The sequence below is a fragment of the Mycobacteriales bacterium genome (genome assembly GCA_040902655.1).
GTDB lineage: Bacteria > Actinomycetota > Actinomycetes > Mycobacteriales > SCTD01 > SCTD01.
This window is the reverse complement of record JBBDWV010000019.1, coordinates 1-16,146: the sequence shown is the minus strand read 5'-3', so window position 1 is coordinate 16,146 and position 16,146 is coordinate 1. Positions and strand designations below refer to the sequence as shown.

Annotated in this window: 20 protein-coding genes and 1 pseudogene; 10 read left to right on the top strand and 11 right to left on the bottom strand. The window is 71.5% G+C overall.

Translation table 11 applies throughout. The annotated features are described in order from the left end of the window. Positions 1-184 precede the first annotated feature (184 nt). The 5 genes from trpA to hisI all read right to left on the bottom strand — a co-directional run bounded on the left by trpA (position 185) and on the right by hisI (position 5,041). A complete protein-coding gene (trpA, locus tag WD794_05870) occupies positions 185-970 on the bottom strand; it encodes a tryptophan synthase subunit alpha (GenBank protein ID MEX2289839.1) in 786 nt (261 codons plus the stop codon). Beyond that, positions 967-2,256 carry a tryptophan synthase subunit beta gene (trpB, locus tag WD794_05865; protein MEX2289838.1) on the bottom strand — a complete coding sequence of 430 codons (1,290 nt, stop codon included), beginning with the start codon at positions 2,254-2,256 and terminating at the stop codon, positions 967-969. The genes trpA and trpB overlap by 4 nt, the downstream gene beginning before the upstream one ends. After that, a complete protein-coding gene (trpC, locus tag WD794_05860) occupies positions 2,253-3,062 on the bottom strand; it encodes an indole-3-glycerol phosphate synthase TrpC (GenBank protein MEX2289837.1) in 810 nt (269 codons plus the stop codon). Before trpC ends, trpB begins: the two co-directional genes overlap by 4 nt. Positions 3,063-3,185: 123 nt before the next feature. Next, positions 3,186-4,667 (bottom strand): anthranilate synthase component I, encoded by a 1,482-nt coding sequence (locus tag WD794_05855; protein MEX2289836.1) that lies wholly within the window; start codon positions 4,665-4,667, stop codon positions 3,186-3,188. Then, the gene (hisI, locus tag WD794_05850; GenBank protein MEX2289835.1) at positions 4,664-5,041 is read right to left on the bottom strand and encodes a phosphoribosyl-AMP cyclohydrolase; all 378 of its coding nucleotides are present in this window, start codon (positions 5,039-5,041) and stop codon (positions 4,664-4,666) included. The genes WD794_05855 and hisI overlap by 4 nt, the downstream gene beginning before the upstream one ends. A gap of 912 nt (positions 5,042-5,953) precedes the next feature. On the opposite strand from hisI, the gene WD794_05845 reads away from it, so the two are divergent. Genes WD794_05845 through WD794_05835 form a run of 3 tightly spaced genes read left to right on the top strand, consistent with a single transcriptional unit; the run spans position 5,954 to position 7,663 of the window. Continuing rightward, positions 5,954-6,295, top strand: a complete 342-nt coding sequence (locus WD794_05845; protein ID MEX2289834.1) for a metalloregulator ArsR/SmtB family transcription factor — start codon at positions 5,954-5,956, stop codon at positions 6,293-6,295. 22 nt (positions 6,296-6,317) lie between these two features. Then, positions 6,318-7,112, top strand: a complete 795-nt coding sequence (arsM, locus tag WD794_05840; protein MEX2289833.1) for an arsenite methyltransferase — start codon at positions 6,318-6,320, stop codon at positions 7,110-7,112. 32 nt (positions 7,113-7,144) lie between these two features. Next, positions 7,145-7,663, top strand: coding sequence for an N-acetyltransferase family protein (locus WD794_05835; GenBank protein MEX2289832.1), 519 nt, complete (start codon positions 7,145-7,147; stop codon positions 7,661-7,663). Between the two features lie 50 nt (positions 7,664-7,713). Here WD794_05835 and WD794_05830 read toward each other — a convergent pair whose 3' ends face one another. Then, positions 7,714-7,986: a hypothetical protein gene (locus tag WD794_05830; GenBank protein MEX2289831.1), complete on the bottom strand. Its 273-nt coding sequence runs from the start codon at positions 7,984-7,986 to the stop codon at positions 7,714-7,716. Positions 7,987-8,017: 31 nt separating this feature from the next. Next, positions 8,018-8,218, bottom strand: a complete 201-nt coding sequence (locus WD794_05825; protein ID MEX2289830.1) for a hypothetical protein — start codon at positions 8,216-8,218, stop codon at positions 8,018-8,020. Between the two features lie 123 nt (positions 8,219-8,341). Between WD794_05825 and WD794_05820 the strand changes: the two are divergent. Further along, a pseudogene (locus WD794_05820) lies at positions 8,342-8,946 on the top strand (recombinase family protein). A gap of 112 nt (positions 8,947-9,058) precedes the next feature. Here the strand turns inward: WD794_05820 and WD794_05815 are convergent. Further along, positions 9,059-9,610: a PadR family transcriptional regulator gene (locus WD794_05815; GenBank protein MEX2289829.1), complete on the bottom strand. Its 552-nt coding sequence runs from the start codon at positions 9,608-9,610 to the stop codon at positions 9,059-9,061. An 83-nt stretch (positions 9,611-9,693) separates the two neighbouring features. Between WD794_05815 and WD794_05810 the strand changes: the two genes are divergently transcribed. The 4 genes from WD794_05810 to WD794_05795 all read left to right on the top strand — a co-directional run bounded on the left by WD794_05810 (position 9,694) and on the right by WD794_05795 (position 12,436). Beyond that, positions 9,694-10,173, top strand: a complete 480-nt coding sequence (locus WD794_05810) for a hypothetical protein (GenBank protein ID MEX2289828.1) — start codon at positions 9,694-9,696, stop codon at positions 10,171-10,173. Next, the gene (locus WD794_05805) at positions 10,170-10,946 is read left to right on the top strand and encodes a GNAT family N-acetyltransferase (GenBank protein MEX2289827.1); all 777 of its coding nucleotides are present in this window, start codon (positions 10,170-10,172) and stop codon (positions 10,944-10,946) included. The genes WD794_05810 and WD794_05805 overlap by 4 nt, the downstream gene beginning before the upstream one ends. Beyond that, positions 10,939-11,703 (top strand): class I SAM-dependent methyltransferase, encoded by a 765-nt coding sequence (locus tag WD794_05800; protein MEX2289826.1) that lies wholly within the window; start codon positions 10,939-10,941, stop codon positions 11,701-11,703. The genes WD794_05805 and WD794_05800 overlap by 8 nt, the downstream gene beginning before the upstream one ends. A 214-nt stretch (positions 11,704-11,917) precedes the next feature. Beyond that, the gene (locus WD794_05795; protein MEX2289825.1) at positions 11,918-12,436 is read left to right on the top strand and encodes a GNAT family N-acetyltransferase; all 519 of its coding nucleotides are present in this window, start codon (positions 11,918-11,920) and stop codon (positions 12,434-12,436) included. Between the two features lie 13 nt (positions 12,437-12,449). Here the strand turns inward: WD794_05795 and WD794_05790 are convergent, their stop codons facing one another. From WD794_05790 to WD794_05780, 3 genes are all read right to left on the bottom strand, one after another. Then, positions 12,450-12,692, bottom strand: a complete 243-nt coding sequence (locus WD794_05790) for a YlcI/YnfO family protein (protein ID MEX2289824.1) — start codon at positions 12,690-12,692, stop codon at positions 12,450-12,452. Further along, positions 12,689-12,991: a hypothetical protein gene (locus WD794_05785; protein ID MEX2289823.1), complete on the bottom strand. Its 303-nt coding sequence runs from the start codon at positions 12,989-12,991 to the stop codon at positions 12,689-12,691. The genes WD794_05790 and WD794_05785 overlap by 4 nt, the downstream gene beginning before the upstream one ends. A gap of 61 nt (positions 12,992-13,052) precedes the next feature. After that, the gene (locus WD794_05780; protein ID MEX2289822.1) at positions 13,053-13,967 is read right to left on the bottom strand and encodes a LysR family transcriptional regulator; all 915 of its coding nucleotides are present in this window, start codon (positions 13,965-13,967) and stop codon (positions 13,053-13,055) included. 81 nt (positions 13,968-14,048) lie between these two features. On the opposite strand from WD794_05780, the gene WD794_05775 reads away from it, so the two are divergent. After that, positions 14,049-14,909, top strand: a complete 861-nt coding sequence (locus WD794_05775; protein MEX2289821.1) for an EamA family transporter — start codon at positions 14,049-14,051, stop codon at positions 14,907-14,909. A 291-nt stretch (positions 14,910-15,200) separates the two neighbouring features. After that, complete coding sequence (locus WD794_05770; GenBank protein ID MEX2289820.1) at positions 15,201-15,902, top strand: alpha/beta hydrolase; 702 nt, start codon at positions 15,201-15,203, stop codon at positions 15,900-15,902. Positions 15,903-16,146 lie beyond the last annotated feature (244 nt).

Genomic DNA, 16,146 nt, shown 5'->3' with positions numbered 1-16,146 from the left:
TCCACGCGGGCGCCCCCAGCTGATCCACGCGGGCGCCCCCAGCTGATCCACGCGGGCGCCCCCAGCTGATCCACGCGGACTTTGAGGTGGATCCGAGGGGTCGGTCCACCTCAAAGTCCGCGTGGATCACCGGAGTGGATCATGGGAGTTGATCACAGGGGTGGCTGGGGGTGAGAGCGGGGGGTCAGCGGGGGGCGCGGACGCCGTCGGCGAGCTCTGCGGCGAGTCGGCGGACGCCGCTGACGCCGCCCTCCTGCAGCGCCGACACCAGCGCGGAGCCGACCACGACGGCGTCGGCGAAGCCGGCGACCTGCGCGGCCTGCTCGCCGTTGCTGACGCCGAGCCCGACGCCGACCGGCAGGTCGGTCTGCTCGCGGACCCGCGCGACGAGATCACGGGCACCGGCACCGATCTGCGCCCGCGCACCGGTGACGCCCATGACGGCGGCCGCGTAGACGAAGCCGCGGTTGGTGCTGCCCACGACGGCGATCCGCTCGTCGGTGCTGCTCGGGGCGACCAGGAAGATCGGGTCGAGGTCGAGGTCGCGGCACGCCTCGAGCCACTCCGGCGCCTCCTCCGGGATCAGGTCGGGGGTGATCGCGCCCACTCCCCCGGCGTCCCTGAGCGCCTGCGCCCAGCGCCGGAAGCCGTACCGGTGCACCGGGTTCCAGTAGCCCATCACCAGCGTCGGCGCGCCCGTCGCCGCGACCGCCGCAACCGCGCGCAGCACGTCCGCCTGCCGGGTACCGGCCTCCAGCGACGCCTGGTGGGCGGCCGCGATGACCGGCCCCTCCATCAGCGGGTCGGAGTAGGGCATGCCGACCTCGACCGCGTCGACGCCCGCGTCCACCATCGCCGTCATCGCCTCGACCGAGAGGTCGTACGAGGGGAAACCCGCCGGCAGGTAACCGATCAGGGCAGCCCGGCCCTCGTCACGGCAGCGCGCGAACAGGTCGTCGAGCGCGCTCAAGAGGGCTGCTCGCCCTCGTGGGCGCGTACCAGCTCGGACTCGGCCAGCTCCTCGCCGGTCACCAGACCGAACCAACGGGCCGCGGTGTCCACGTCCTTGTCCCCGCGCCCGGAGGTGTTCACGATGACGACGAGCTCCTCGGGGTCGACGTCCTGCGCGCGCACCCAGGCGAAGGCTCCGGCGAAGGCATGTGCGCTCTCGATCGCGACGAGAATGCCCTCCTTCTTCGCGACCACCTCCAGCGCCGCCATCGCCGCGGCGTCGGGGATGCCCGAGTAGCTCGCCCGCCCGGAGTCGCGCAGCAGCGCGTGCTCCGGCCCGACGCCGGGATAGTCCAGACCCGCGCTGATGCTGGTGGTCTGGGCCGTCTGCCCGTCCTCGTCCTGCATCAGGTAGCTGCGGGCGCCGTGCAGCACGCCCGGCTCGCCGGCGGTGAGCGGCGCGGCGTGCCGCCCGGTCTCCACGCCGTCGCCGCCGGCCTCGCAACCGACCAGCGCGACGCCGGGGTCCTCCAGGAACGGGTGGAACAGCCCGATCGCGTTGGAGCCTCCGCCGACGCAGGCCACCACGGCGTCCGGCAGCCGGCCGAGCAGGTCGAGACACTGCTGTCGGGCCTCGACGCCGATGATGCGCTGGAAGTCCCGCACCATCATCGGGAACGGGTGCGGGCCGACGACCGAGCCGATCACGTAGTGGGTGGTCTGCACGTTGGTGACCCAGTCACGCATCGCTTCGTTCGTGGCGTCCTTCAGGGTCCGTGTCCCGCTCCTGACGACGACCACCTCGGCCCCGAGCAGCCGCATCCGGGCGACGTTGAGCGCCTGTCGCCGGGTGTCCTCCTCGCCCATGTAGACGGTGCAGTCGAAGCCGAACAGCGCGCAGGCGGTCGCGGTGGCCACCCCGTGCTGCCCGGCGCCGGTCTCGGCGATGACCCGCTGCTTGCCCATCTTCCTGGTGAGCAGCGCCTGACCCAGTACGTTGTTGATCTTGTGGCTGCCAGTGTGCGCCAGGTCCTCGCGCTTGAGCAGGACGCGCGCTCCGCCGGTGTGGTCGGACAGCCGACGGGCATCGGTGAGCGGCGTCGGGCGGCCGGCGTAGGTGGTGAGCAGTCGGTCGAGCTCGCCGGCGAACTCCGGATCGCCCGCCGCCGCGGCGTGGGCGGCGGTGAGCTCGTCCAGTGCTGCGACGAGCGCCTCCGGGACGAAGCGCCCGCCGTACGGACCGAAGTGGCCAGTCTCGTCCGGCGAGGCCGGGCGGCCGGGCGGGACGGCGTTCAGCGAGGTCATGGGTGCTCGCCGCGCGCGGACGGGTGGTTGCCTGCGGTGACCAGCTCGGCGACCGCCTGGCGCGGGTTGCCACCGGAGACGACGCCCTCGCCGACCAGGACCGCATCGGCCCCGCAGGCGGCGTAGGCGAGCAGGTCGTGCGGGCCCCGCACCCCCGACTCGGCCACCTTCACGATGCCCTCCGGAATGTGCGGTGCGAGTCGGCTGAAGACGCTCCGGTCGACCTCCAGGGTCTTGAGGTCGCGGGCGTTGACGCCCACGACGCGGGCGCCGGCGGCAAGGGCACGCTCCAGCTCGGCCTCGTCGTGCACCTCGACCAGTGGGGTCATGCCGAGCGACTCGGTGCGCTCGACCAGGGAGACGAGCGCCTCCTGCCCGAGGGCCGCCACGATGAGCAGCACGAGGTCGGCACCGTGCGCCCGCGCCTCCCACAGCTGGTAGCTGCCGACGACGAAGTCCTTGCGCAGCAGGGGTACCTCGACCCGCGCGCGGACCGCATCGAGGTCGCCGAGGCTCCCGCCGAACTTGCGCTGCTCCGTCAGGACGCTGATGACGCTGGCTCCGCCGGCCTCGTACTCCATGGCCAGCGCGGCCGGGTCGGCGACCGCGGCCAGCGCCCCCTTGGAGGGGCTGCTGCGCTTCACCTCGGCGATGACCGCCACGCCAGGCAGGCGCAGGGCGGCCGCGCCGTCGAGCGCCGCCGGCCGGCTGCCGGCACGCTCCTTGAGCTGCGCCAGCGAGGTGGTCGCCTGCCGTACGGCGAGGTCCTCCCGGACGCCGGCGAGGATGTCCTCGAGCACGGTCACGCGGCAGCCCTCCTCGGTCGGCCGCGCTCTGCTGCGGCCCGGTCACGGTAGTGGTGGCGCATGCTCAGCGCGCTCCCGGGTCGGTCGACGGCGGTGCCCCGCCCCCCTCCAGCGGCGCGTCGGTCACCGCACCGGGCGCAGCGTCGCGGCGGCCGCGACGGCGCGCAGGACCGCTGCCGCCTTGTTCTCGCACTCGGCCTGCTCGCCGGCCGGATCGCTGTCGGCGACGACTCCCGCACCGGCCTGGACGTACGCACGTCCGTCGTGCAGCACGGCGGTGCGGATCGCGATCGCCATGTCCAGGTCGCCACCGGCGTCGAAGTAGCCGACCGTGCCGGCGTAGAGGTTGCGCCGGTGCGGCTCGAGCTCCTCGATGACCTCCATCGCGCGCGGCTTGGGCGCGCCGCTGACGGTGCCGGCGGGAAAGGTCGCCCGCAGCACGTCGAAGGCCGTGCGGCCGGGCAGCAGCCGGCCGAACACCGTCGAGACCAGGTGCATCACGTGGCTGTAGCGCTCGACCCGCATGAAGCCGCTCACGTCCACGGTGCCGGGGACGCACACCCGGCCGAGGTCGTTGCGGGCGAGATCGACGAGCATCACGTGCTCGGCGCGCTCCTTCGGGTCGGCCCGCAGCTCCTGCGCCGCCTGCACGTCCGCCTCGGGCGTCGCACCCCGCGGTCGGGTGCCGGCCGGCGGATGCACGACGGCATGGTCACCGGTGACGGTCACCAGCGCCTCTGGGCTGGAACCCACGATGTCGTAGGGACTCTCGCGGCCGGCGAAGCGGAGCAGGTACATGTACGGCGACGGGTTGCTGGCGCGCAGCACCCGGTAGAGGTCGAGCGCGTCGACCTCGGTGCGCACCTCGAAGCGCTGGCTGAGCACGACCTGGAAGACGTCGCCCGCGCGGATGTGCTCGCGGCCGGCCTCGACCGCCGCCTCGTACGCCTCCGGCGTCGTCCGGCGTACGACCTCGGGTCGGGCGTCCAGGTCGAGGGCGGAGACGGTGGCGGGCGCCGGCTCGGCCAGCGCCGTCGCCATCGCGTCCAGCCGTGCGACCGCGTCGTCGTACGAGCCGCCGGGCAGGACGTTGGCGATCAGCAGGACGGTGCCGTCGCCGTGGTCGAGCACGGCCAGGTCGGTGACCAGCATCATCGCCAGCTCCGGCATCCCGAGCTCGTCGGGTGCGCTGCTGGGCAGCCGCTCGATCCGGCGCACGACGTCGTAGCCGAGGTAGCCGACCAGGCCGCCGGTCAGCGGCGGGTCGTCCGGCTGCTTGGGGCTGCGCAGCAGCTCGACGGCCTCCCGCACGGCCTCCAGCGGGTCGTCGCTGGTCGTGGGCAGTCCCTCGCCGACCCACAGCGCCTTGCCGTCGCGCTCGGTGAGGACACCGGCGGAGCGGACGCCGACGAAGGACCAGCGCGACCACTGCCTGCCCTGCTCGGCGGACTCGAGCAGGAAGGTGCCGGTACCGCCGCCGGCCAGCTTGCGGTAGACCCCGACGGGGGTCTCGCCATCGGCGAGCAGGCGGCGGCTGACGGCCCGGACCGGCTGGTCGAGGCGGTCGAAGTCCGCGCGGCTCGGGACGGTCGTGCCGAGGCTCACGGGGAGCCGACCACCGCGGGCAGCGTCGTCGCGTCGAAGCAGGTGCGGTCGCCGGTGTGGCAGGCACCGCTGCCGACCTGGTCCACCTTCACCAGCAGCGTGTCGCCGTCGCAGTCGAGGGCGACGGACTTCACCCACTGCTGGGAGCCGGAGGTGTCGCCCTTGACCCAGTACTCCTGCCGGCTGCGGCTCCAGTAGGTGCAGCGGCCGGTGGTCAGGGTGCGGTGCAGCGCCTCGTCGTCCATCCAGCCGACCATCAGCACCTCGCCGGTGTCGTGCTGCTGCGCGACGGCGACGACGAGGCCGTCCCGGTCGCGCTTGAGCTGCGCGGCGATCGTCGGGTCGAGGTCGGTGGGGCGGACGGCGCTGGTCATCGGCCCAGTCTGCCGGACGCCGGGAGAGGCCGGGCCGCAGACGTCACGGTGCGCGCTGACGCACCGCCGCAGGTGCGGTCGCTGTCACATCCTGAGCTGACGGAAGAACCTGGCTGAGGGGGAGGTCCGGGTGTGCCTACCGGCGGGACGGGGCGGGCGGACAGACAGCACGAGCAACACCGCGCCCAGAGTCGTCACGAACAGGCCCAGGACGCTGAGCGTGCCGCGTAGCCGGCGTCTGCCTCGACGAAGGGCCCTACCGCGGCGAAGGGCAGGTCGACTCCACCCACACCGACGCGCGCGGGCACCAGCCGCCCCTTCTAAGCCAACGATGCAGAAGCGCCTTTTTGACTGCTAGCCGCCGCTACGGTGCGTGGCTGAGGTCAGCCGCGAGGGGGCCGCGGCCTCTCGCCGCCTCTCCCCGGTGGCGGGGTGCCGCCGGTCGTGGATGTCAGGGTGTCGCCGAACCTGGAGCAAGATCTTCGGAACATCCACAGGATCCCCTGGCCTTGTGGATGTTCCGAAGATCTTGCTCGTGTCGGCCTGGGGCCCGGCACGGCCAACGCGCCGGTAGCGCTGCCCGATCGCCGACCTGCTGACACGTCCGAGATTCGCCGGTATCGCCCGTCCCCGCCCAGCCTCCGGCGTGATCAACGCCGGGGTTTCTCACTTCCGGTACGGCGGAAATGTGCGTGAAGACGGCGTTGATCACAGCACCGGCGACGCTCGCTGGCTTCAGGACGACTGCTGCATAGGCATCCTTCTCTGCGACGTGCCGATCGACGTTCGGCTTTGCGAATGGGCTGCATCCCAACGTCTCGCAGGATCCGGAGCCGTCAGTAGGCACTTGACACGACCGACTCTATCGACCATCGTCGCTTAACGATGGAAACTGTGACGGCGGAGACGGTCTTGCCCCGGGAGACGGCCGCGACCTACGCGGAGTGGTTCCGCGCGCTGGCCGACCCCACTCGTGTCCAGCTGCTCGCGTGGTTGGCGACGCAGCCAGAACCGGTGTCGGTGGGGCAGCTGACGGCGGCGTTGCCGGTGGGGCAGTCCACGGTCAGCCATCACCTTGCTGCGCTGGCGGCGGTGGGCTTCGTCCACGTGCAGCGGCGCGGGACCAGCTCGCTGTACGCCGTCAACCCGCGCTGCGTGGAGTGCTTCCCCAGCGCCGCCGATCTCGTGATGGGCAGGCACCCACCTGCGCCGTTGCCCCCGGTGCCCTGCGAGCCAGCGAGCCATGACCAATGACCGAGGACCGAAGGAGCGGACGTTGACCGACCCAACCGCACTGCGGGAGGCCGTGCGCGCCCGGTATGCCGCCGCCGCAAGGCATGCTGCTGCCGGAGACCCCGACCGGGCGCGCGAGGTCGAGGCCGGCGGTTGCGGCGGCGGGCCGGCGGCGACGACCGCAGCCGCCGCGGGTGCCGCTTTCGGCGGTGAGCTCTATGACAGCACCGCCAGCGACGGTGCGGTGGGCTCTGCGGTGGCGGCGTCGCTGGGCTGTGGTGTGCCGACCGCCGTCGCGGACCTGCACCCCGGAGAGGTCGTGCTGGACTTAGGGTCCGGAGCGGGCGCGGACGTGCTGATCTCCGCTCGGCGGGTCGGGCCGACCGGGCATGTGATCGGTGTGGACATGACGCCGGAGATGCTCGACCTCGCCCGCGCGCACGCTGCGCAGGCCCAAGTCAGCAACGTCGAGTTCCTGCAGGGCTATCTGGAGGAACTCCCCCTGCCGGACGCCAGCGTCGACGTCGTCCTGTCCAACTGCGTCATCAACCTGGCCGCGGACAAGCACCTGGTGCTGGCTGAAGCCGCCCGGGTGCTGCGTCCCGGCGGCCGCTTCGCCGTGTCCGACGTGCTGGCCGACCACGATATGGGCGATGCCGTCCGCGCCGACCTCGCGCAATGGACCGGCTGCATCGCCGGCGCCCTGACCCGCGAGCAGCTCGCCCGAGCCCTCACCGACGCCGGCCTCGTCGATGTCGAGATCCGCGAGACCCACCGCGTGCACGATCACGCTTTCGCAGCCATCATCCGCGCCCGCAAGCCGCCGCACGCCTCGTGAACCAGCCCGGAGCACACGCGTCCCCCGGCCAGGTGGCGGTCAGGCCGCTGACCGAACCGCACTGGCCCGAGGTCCGGGAGATCTACGCGCGCGGCATCGCGACCGGCAACGCGACCTTCGACGACCAGCCACCCAACTGGGAGCAGTTCCGGGCCGGCAAACCGGCCGAGCACCGCCAGGTTGCCGTCGGCGCTGACGGTCGCACGCTCGGCTGGATCGCCGCCGCACCGGTCTCCAGCCGCTGCGTCTACTCCGGAGTGGTCGAGCACTCGGTCTACGTGCACCCCGCCGCGTCGGGACGAGGAGTCGGACGCATGCTGCTGGACGCGCTCATCAGCTCAACCGAGGCCGTCGGCATCTGGACGATCGAGTGCGGAATCTTCCCGGAGAACACGGCGAGCCTCGCCCTGCATCACCGCGCCGGCTTCCGCGACGTCGGCGTTCGGCGCCGACTCGGGCACATGACCCACGGCCCACACGCCGGCCAGTGGCGCGACGTGGTCCTGCTCGAACGGCGAAGCCCAACCGTCGGCACGAACCCGCACCAGTAGAGGTTCGGCCGTCGGGGCGGCTGAGGGGAGCCGCATCGGGCGTGGGTGTGTCAGGCGGACGTTGCGTGGTGTTCGGCGTACCGCTTGCGGGCGGCCTCGCCGGAGGTGCCGAGCATGCTGGCGATCGCGGCCCAGGACACGCCGGCGTCGCGGGCGGTGGCGACGGTCTGGGCAACTCTGCGCTCGGCGGCGGCACGGCCGGTGACGGCCTCACGGATGGCGTGTAGCGGTGCCGCGGTGCGGACGTCGTCGGGCTCGTGCTCCTCGAACCGGCGACCGAGCTCGTCGGCGTGGGCGAGGATCTCCTGCAGGCTCCTAGGCATGGTCATCTCCTCACGTACCTTCTCCGGGCGTTCATCGCGTGCACGATGACGGGGCCGTGATCGGTGTCGATGACACGATCTCCAGCAGCTGAGCTGATCGACTAGGTCCGATGATCATGGTGAACCCCTCGTCGAGGTCCTCATAGCTCACCGGGTGGTGGAACGCGTGGAGAATGTCATCGTCGGCGATGCCGTGCTTGCGGGCGCTGTCGACGATCAGCGGGGGCTCCACCAGTGCAACTTACATTGCCACCCCGACTCCGGCAACTTACGTTGCCAGTAGCGGCTGTTGCCGTCGCCGGTAGCCGGGACCCCCTCCCGGGCCGGCCCTCCACAGAGGTTTGCCATGGACGCACTGCTCGTCGGGTACGCCCGATGCTCGACTGATCAACAAGACCTCACCGCCCAGCGTGACGGGCTGGCCCGACTCGGCGTCACACCAGAACGGATCTACGTCGACCACGGCCTTACCGGCACCAACAGGGAGCGGCCAGGCCTGCGTGAGGCGTTGGCGGCCTGCCGCGCCGGCGACACCCTGGTGGTGACCAAGCTCGATCGGCTGGCCCGGTCCCTGCCCGACGCGCGGGCCATCGCCGACGAGCTCACGACACGGCAGGTCAGCCTGAACCTCGGCGGCTCGGTCTACGACCCGAATGACGCCATCGGGCGACTGTTGTTCAACGTGCTGGCCATGGTCGCCGAATTCGAATCCGACCTGATCCGCCTGCGCACCCGAGAAGGCATGAAGGTCGCCAAGGCCAAGGGCCGCCTGCGGGGCAAGCAGCCCAAACTCAACCGGCGCCAAGAGGCTCACCTCGCCTCCCTGATCGACAGCGGCGAATACAGCACCGCCGAGGTCGCCGAGCTGTTCAGCGTGGGCCCTCCACCGTCTACCGCGCCATCCAAAGGCAACGCGATGCCGCTCGCGGCGCCACCGCCCTCAGCGCCACAACAACCTGAGCTCCGCCCACGGTCGGGGTGTCCCGTACCCCACACCCACGCGGGACACCCCCGGCCCCGGCCCTCTCACCGGGACCCCGCGCCGCATGCGGGTCGGCGAACGGGACGGGCGTCAAGCTTGGTCGGCTCCACCGCCGAGGGCCGCCGGTAGGGCATCGAACCAGTCGAGGACGGCCTGCTCGTACCGGATCCCGAAGTCGAGGGTGAGCAGCTGATCAACGTCCGCGCCCGCGGCCAGGGCCGCCCGGTGCTCCGCCGCATAGCCCGCCAGCCGGTCGGCGTGCGTGCGCCGGTGACTCAGGACGAAGGAGCGCACCTGCGCGTCGGACAGGTGCCGCCGAAAGGCGAGTGTCAGCAGGAGGGGGTAGCGGATCTGCTCTGGCCCAGGCACCTCGCGGATCCACTCGCGGAACACCGTCCGACCCGCGTCGGTCAGCTCGTAGACACGCCGGTCCCGGGGTCCGGGCTCGGCCGCGGCGCGCACGAGTCCGTCGGCGGCCATCCCTGCCAACTCCCGGTACACCTGGCTGCGAGTCAGGCTCCAGAAGTCGCCGATGCTGCGCTGGGCAGTGGCGACGAGGTCCCAGCCGGACTGCGGCCCCTCGTGGAGGAATCCGAGCAGCGAACCGACCGTCGCGTTGACCGTCCGCCTCACCGACACCACCAGAGCTCCATACCGTGTCACCTTGACAGGCCACAGTGGAAGGTACAAGGTCGCGGGGTAGTCCACTGTGGAAGGTCGCCGTCATGTCATCGCTCCTGCTGCTCCACGTCACCGCCGGCGTCACTGGCCTGCTCGTTGGACCGGTCGCGCTGGTTGCGCGCAAGCAGCGAGGCAGGTGGCACGGGTCCTTCGGCCGCCTCTACCAGGCGTCGGTCGCCGTGCTGACCGCCACCACCGTCGGGCTCGTGCTTGCTGCCCCGACGGAACTGTGGTGGCTGGGCGTCATCGGTGCCGCGACCCAGGTCGCTGCGGCGACTGGGTGGTGGGTGCAGCACCGCCGCCGGCCCGGGTGGCTCCCCAGGCATGTGCGGCTGATGTGCGGCTCCTACATCTCGTCCGTCACCGCAGCGCCGGTGGTCAACTGGTCGAGCCCGCTGGCGTGGGTCCTCCCGACGCTCGTCGGTACCCCTGCCATCGAGTTGGCGGTGCGCAGGGTCTCCCGGCACCGCCCGCGGCCGACGAGGCGGCCGCGACCCCAAACCGTGCCGGCGGTCGTCCCATGAGCGAGCAGCACAGACCAGGGGGCGACGCAGCCCCCGTGGTCCGGTCGGCGGACCGACGTGACCTCCCCCAGACCGTCACCGTGCTGACCGACGCGCTGCTACACGACCCCGCCTGGCAGCACGTCGTTCCGGACCGGTGTCAACGCGAGACGGCCCTGAGGTGCGTGCTCGCGGTGGCCGTGGCCGACGCGGGCGAGCAGGTCCGTGTGGCCGTCGATCCGCAGTCCGGGCAAGTGCGCGCCGTCGCCGTGTGGCAACGACCCGGGCTCTACCCGATGAGCACAGGCCGTGCGCTGCGCTGCCTGCCGAAGTTGCTGCCGCTGCTGCGCCTCGGCCGCGTCGCCCGTGACGTGCGTCGGTTCGGGACCGGCCTGGACGCGGCCTTCCCGCGAGAGCCAGTGCACTACCTGCAGGCTTTGGGGGTGACGCCGGACTGGCAGCACTTGGGCCTGGGGACCGTGATGCTGCAGGACGGGCTGGCCATTGTCGACGCGCCTGGCGGTCCTTGCTACCTCGAGACGGGAAACCCCGCGAACCTCCGCTGGTACGAGAAGCAAGGGTTCGCCAGCGATCCGCCGGGCGGTGCCGCGCTGTGGCCCGCAGGGCCGACGATGTGGCGGATGCAGCGGCCTGGTCTGCCGACGTCACACGACCCGAGCGTGATCCAGCCCCTCCGCGACCGGATGACGTTCGGCCTTCGGGACGACGCGGGTATGCCGGTGGCGCTTCACAACCAGCGACGCGGCGGGTCGGTACGGTCGGGAGGTGCCTGATCATCCTGACGCGGCGGAGCGCTACGGCGAGCGTGTGCTGGGTGCCGCTTCCACCGCCGAGGAGCGGCGCTTGGCTGCGATAGCTGAGGTGTCGGACGGCTGGACGCATCTTGTGCTTGGGCGGCTGGGCCTGCAGCGTGGGTGGCGTTGCTGGGAGGTCGGGGCGGGCAGCGGCACGGTGGCGGTGTGGCTGGCGGAGCAGGCCTTCGACGCCTCGCTTGACAGCGGGCAGGTCCAGGTCTTGGCGACCGACGTGGACATGCGCTTCCTCGAACGGCTGGAGCGGCCGGGGCTGCAGACTCTGCGGCACGACGTTGTGACGGACCCGTCACCGGCACCTGGGTTCGATCTTGTCCACGCCCGGTTCGTGCTTGAGCACCTGCCCGAGCGGGACACGGTGCTTGACCGGCTCGTGGCGGCGCTCGCTCCAGGCGGCTGGCTCGTCGTCGAGAGCTTGACCAGCTTCCCGGTGCAGGCGGCTGCGGACGACGACTTCCGGTCCGCGATGCTCGCCGTCGAGGCGGTGCTGGCCCGCACCATCGGCACCGACTGCACCTGGTCCCGACGCGTGCCGGTCGGTCTGCTCGACCGCGGACTGGTCGAGGTCGGCGCGGCGGCGACCCTGCCCCGTCACCGGCCTGGGCAACGCGTCCGCGGCCTGCTGGTCCCTGACCCTCGAGCAGTTGGCCCCGCGGATCATCGAGCTCGGACTGGCCACCCAGGACATCCTGGACCGAACGCAGTCACTGCTCGCTGACCCGCGATTTGGCAATCTTGGCCACGGCCTTGTCCGCATGGGGACGACGGCCCTCATCCTGAGCGGCCAGTGAAAGCCGCTCAGATCCCCACCCTGGTCCCGCTCGCTGATCCTCCACCAGGACGGGCTCAAATGCTGGGGCCTCACCCCCCTCGCGTCGCTCTGAGGGCATCGCCTGGAAGCCTCAGCACGTGCCCACCGTGATCAGCCGCTCATGACCGCGTCCAAGCGACAGGTGCGCGTCGTGCATCTGTCGGGTCCCGTATTCGACGCCCTGGCCGCGGGTGACCTACGCGCGGCTGAGGCCGCCAGCCCCGTCCCGCTCACTGCCTACGCCGCCGGGCCGGACTGGCGTGGGGTCTGGCGCATGCGCAGCGAGCAAGTCCACCGGGACCCCACCACAGCCGGATGGGTGACGGGCGTCATCTATGACGAGGACGAGCACCTGGTCGTGGGCAGAGCTGGCTTCCACGGCCCCCCGGATGACGCCGGCATGGTCGAGATCGGCTACGCCGTCGACCCCGCGCATCGTCGACGCGGCTACGCCCGCGCAGCGCTGGAGCTACTACTCGAGCGCGCCGCCGCAGAGCCTGCTGTGACGACCGTCAGGGTCACCATCAGCCCGGACAACACCGCCTCCTCGTCGCTCACCGCCCAGTACGGGTTCACCGAGGTCGGCGAGCAGCGGGACGACGGAGACGGCCTGGAACTCATCTACGAACGCACCGCCTGACGATCCCTTGCGGTCAGCCGTTGGGGCGAGCGAGCTCTCGCTCGACGGCCCGGCGGATCCACTGGGAGACGGATCGGTCGTCGTGGGCCGCGCGGTCGCGCAGCTGCTGCAGGACGTCCTCCGGGAAACGCACGGGGACCGGGGAGCTCAGTTTGGAGCGACGTCGGACACCGGGGCCTTGCGGCTCCTGGTTGACGGGGTCGGCGTAGAAGGCGTGCTCCTGCTCGGGTGTCAGGTGGGACGTCGTGTCGGTCATCGGTCCTCCCGGTAACGGCGGGCGAGGTGGTGGCTGGCGAGGTAGCAGCCGATCGGCCAGCACCGGCGGGGGTCACCCGACCGAGAGGGCGCGAGCGGCACGGTCAGGACTCGGCCGCCTGTCTCGGCCACCATCAGCCAGTGGGCTGGCGGCTTGGCGGGGTAGAAGATCGGGTCGCTGGCCCAGACGTCGGCCACGTCGTCCAGGCCCAACTTGGGGTGCTTGAACAGGTGTGCGGCTTGTTGATCTACTTCGAAGGGCCAGTCCTCGTCGAGGGCATCGACGTCGAGCAGGTCCACCCGGCGTACGGTACTACAACCGACTACTCATGACTACACTAATGTCCCGATTGACGTTCGACTAACGGGAGCCGGCTAGATCTTGCTCTTGTCGGTGTAGGTGTTGCGTCAGATGCTGGAGCAACAGCGCTGTGGCGGGCCACGTTTCGCGTCCCGGCTTCGTGAGGCTCCACGTCCTTCGCTCCGTCGCCGCGATGGAGATCGGTAGCTGGCGCACGCCAGGCACGTTCCGGGCGTCCGTGGGCACTATCGCGACGCCGTGCCCGCCGGCGACCATGTCGATCACGAGCTCGAGACTGTCGGCGCGATGTCTGATGATCGGGCGCCACCCGTCCAGCCCGCACAGCCGAGAGGCCAGCTCGTCGTCGTCCCGACCCCGCGAGTTGCAGATCCACGAGTGGCCGCGGAGGACGGCCAGGTCGGCTGACGTGCGAATCGCGTCGAGCGGCAGCTCATCGGCGGGAACGGCGAGGACCATAGGCGTGCTCCACAGCAGCGTGCGGGATTCCTCGTCGCCGGCGGGCATGAGACTGTAGTCGTAAACCAGGCCGACGTCGATCAGGTCGTAGGCCAGCAGTTGCCGGACCTCCACCGGCTCTTGCTCTTGCAGCTCCAGACAGACGCGCGGGTGACTGCGGCGCAGCGCGGCGGCCACCGGCAGCAGCCAGCGTCGAAGGGCGGTCGAGTAGCTCGCCACCCGGAGATTGCCGTGCGGGGCGGCCTCATTGCTCAGATCGACCTCAGCGGCGGCGACGGCCGCCAGGATGCCTTCGGCGTGCTCGGCGAGCCGTCGGCCGGCGGGCGTGAGCCTCACCCGCCTTCCGTCGGGCTCGATCAGCGTCGTCCCGACGTCTCGCTCGAGCGCGGCCAGTTGCTGGCTTACCGCCGAGGTGCCGCATTGCAGGAGGTCCGCGACGGCGCGCATCGTGCCCAGCCGCGACAGTTCAACCAGGACGCGCAGCCGCCGAAGGTCCATCACGACTGTGTAGCAGTTGCGGACGGTCCGCGCAGAACAATGCGGTGGACACGGACATCACTGCCACTGTGTGCTGACGCCGTGACGGTGCCCGCCCCCGCTCTTGCGATCCTCGCCATGCTCAGCGTCCAGCTCGGCGCAGCCCTGAGCGTCGGCCTGTTCGATGCGGTCTCGCCAGCGGGCACGGTATGGCTCCGGCTGTGCTTCGCCGGCCTGGTCCTTGTGGTCGTCTGTTGCCCGCGCCCGGCGTCGCTCAGCGGCATGGCGCGACGGTCTGTGCTGCTGCTGGGCGTGGCCAGCGCGGTGATGACGCTGGCGTTTATCGAAGCCGTCGCGCGGGTGCCGCTCGGGGTCGCCGTCGCCGTCGAGTTCCTCGGGCCGTTGGCGGTCGCCGCCGTGCGTAGTCCGCGACGAAGCGCGCTGACGTGGCCGACCTTGGCGCTGGTCGGTGTTCTGGGGCTGAGCGAGCCGTGGGGGGGCGAGGTCAACCTCGCTGGCATCCTGTTCGCCATGTTCGCTGCGGCTGGCTGGGCGGCCTACATCGTGCTCACCCAACAGGTCGGCGCCGCACTGCCCGGTATGCAAGGGCTGGCACTGTCGATCCCGCTCGCGGCGCTGATCGCCACGCCCTTCGGCGCGCCTGCCGCACTCACTGCTCTGACGCCGATGATCGCGCTGCAGTGTCTGGGGCTGGCGCTGCTTCTGCCGCTGCTGCCGTACGTGCTGGAGTTGCAAGCACTGCGCTGGATGACTGCGTCTGCTTTCGGCACGTTGATGGCGGTCGAGCCCGCGATCGCCGTCCTCGTCGGCTTGGTCGTCCTCATGCAGGTGCCGGCCCTCTGGCAGGTCGCCGGCATGGTGCTCGTGGTCATTGCGGGGATCGGCGCGGAGCAGCAAGCCCGACGGCACACGTCTACGCCGCTAGCCGTCGGAACGGCCTGACCCAGCAGAACGCAGAAGCAGCAGCGCGTCCGTCGACATGCTGGGAGTGAAAGGCACGTGGACATGGACGACCTTCGCGTGTGCTTTGTCGGCGACTCCTTCGTCGCGGGCGTAGGCGACCCCGAGCAGCTGGGCTGGGCCGGACGCGTCGCGGCGCGCACCCACTCCGCGGGGCGCCCGCCCTCGGAGCGCTCGTGCTCCGCGTCGTAGCCGCGACTCGAGGACGTGTCCGCCACGTACGGCCAGCTCAGCGTGGTCCCGAGGCGAGCCCTGGTGCCGCAGGATGACCCAGTGGCTATCGACCTGCCGCAGGTAGCCCTGCTGGGCAGTCCGCTGCTGGGCCCTGCCGTCTGGCGCTCCTGCGCGCACGCGCTCATCGACCGTGGCTGGGACGTGCGGGTGGTCCCTGGTCTGGGCCGAGCTCCCAGGGGTCCCGATGCCGTCATGGAGCACCTGTTGGACTCCCTGCCCGTCGGGCGACCGCTGGCGCTGGTCGCTCACAGCAACGCCGGGCTGTACCTGCCGGCCGTGTCCGCGGAGCGTCGGGTTCTGGCGAGGGTGTTCGTCGACGCGGCACTGCCGGCCGCTTCCGGCGCGACACCGCTCGCTCCACCGGGCATGCACGATTTCCTGTGCGGCCTGGTCGGGGCCAACGGGCTGTTGCCGCCCTGGACGGAGTGGCGGTCGGAGGAGGAGCTGGCCGCCCTGTTCCCCGACCCTGCGTCCCGCAGCGCCGTGGCCGCCGAGCAGCACCGCCTACCGCTGTCCTACTTCACGGCCACGCTGGACGCACCGGCCGGCTGGACCGACGGGCCTGCGGCCTACCTTGCCTTCGATGACACCTACCAGGTGGAGCGGGAGAGCGCCGAGCGCTGGGGGTGGCGCGTCCACACACTGCCGGGCGAGCACCTGCACCAGCTCGTGGACCCAGAGGGCGTCGCCGCAGCCGTCGACGGACTGCTGCGGCAGCAGCTGGACGTGCCGTGCACATAGCCGTCCCTCGCGCGGGAGGAGCCGACCGGAAGACGTCCCGCTGGTCCTTGGGCCTCCGGCGGCCACAGCGACCGCTTCGCGGGCACAGAAAGGACGTTCGCCGGCACGGCTCGACGGTCCGCCGGCGCGGCGTCCTCGCCCTGTCAGGCGGGCGGGACCCGCTCCTTCGACCTGAGCGCAAGCGGGCCCACCACGGCAATGACCGCGGGCAGCACGGCGAGCAGGGCGAGGGCGGTCGGCAGCG

What these genes read in the sequence shown, in the direction of transcription:
- WD794_05780 (MEX2289822.1), bottom strand. Translation starts at nt 13,967, where the DNA reads ATGGACCTTCGGCGGCTGCGCGTCCTGGTTGAACTGTCGCGGCTGGGC.
- WD794_05805 (MEX2289827.1), top strand. Translation starts at nt 10,170, where the DNA reads ATGAGCGAGCAGCACAGACCAGGGGGCGACGCAGCCCCCGTGGTCCGG.
- WD794_05790 (MEX2289824.1), bottom strand. Translation starts at nt 12,692, where the DNA reads ATGACCGACACGACGTCCCACCTGACACCCGAGCAGGAGCACGCCTTC.
- trpB (MEX2289838.1), bottom strand. Translation starts at nt 2,256, where the DNA reads ATGACCTCGCTGAACGCCGTCCCGCCCGGCCGCCCGGCCTCGCCGGAC.
- WD794_05810 (MEX2289828.1), top strand. Translation starts at nt 9,694, where the DNA reads ATGTCATCGCTCCTGCTGCTCCACGTCACCGCCGGCGTCACTGGCCTG.
- hisI (MEX2289835.1), bottom strand. Translation starts at nt 5,041, where the DNA reads ATGACCAGCGCCGTCCGCCCCACCGACCTCGACCCGACGATCGCCGCG.
- WD794_05795 (MEX2289825.1), top strand. Translation starts at nt 11,918, where the DNA reads ATGACCGCGTCCAAGCGACAGGTGCGCGTCGTGCATCTGTCGGGTCCC.
- WD794_05830 (MEX2289831.1), bottom strand. Translation starts at nt 7,986, where the DNA reads ATGCCTAGGAGCCTGCAGGAGATCCTCGCCCACGCCGACGAGCTCGGT.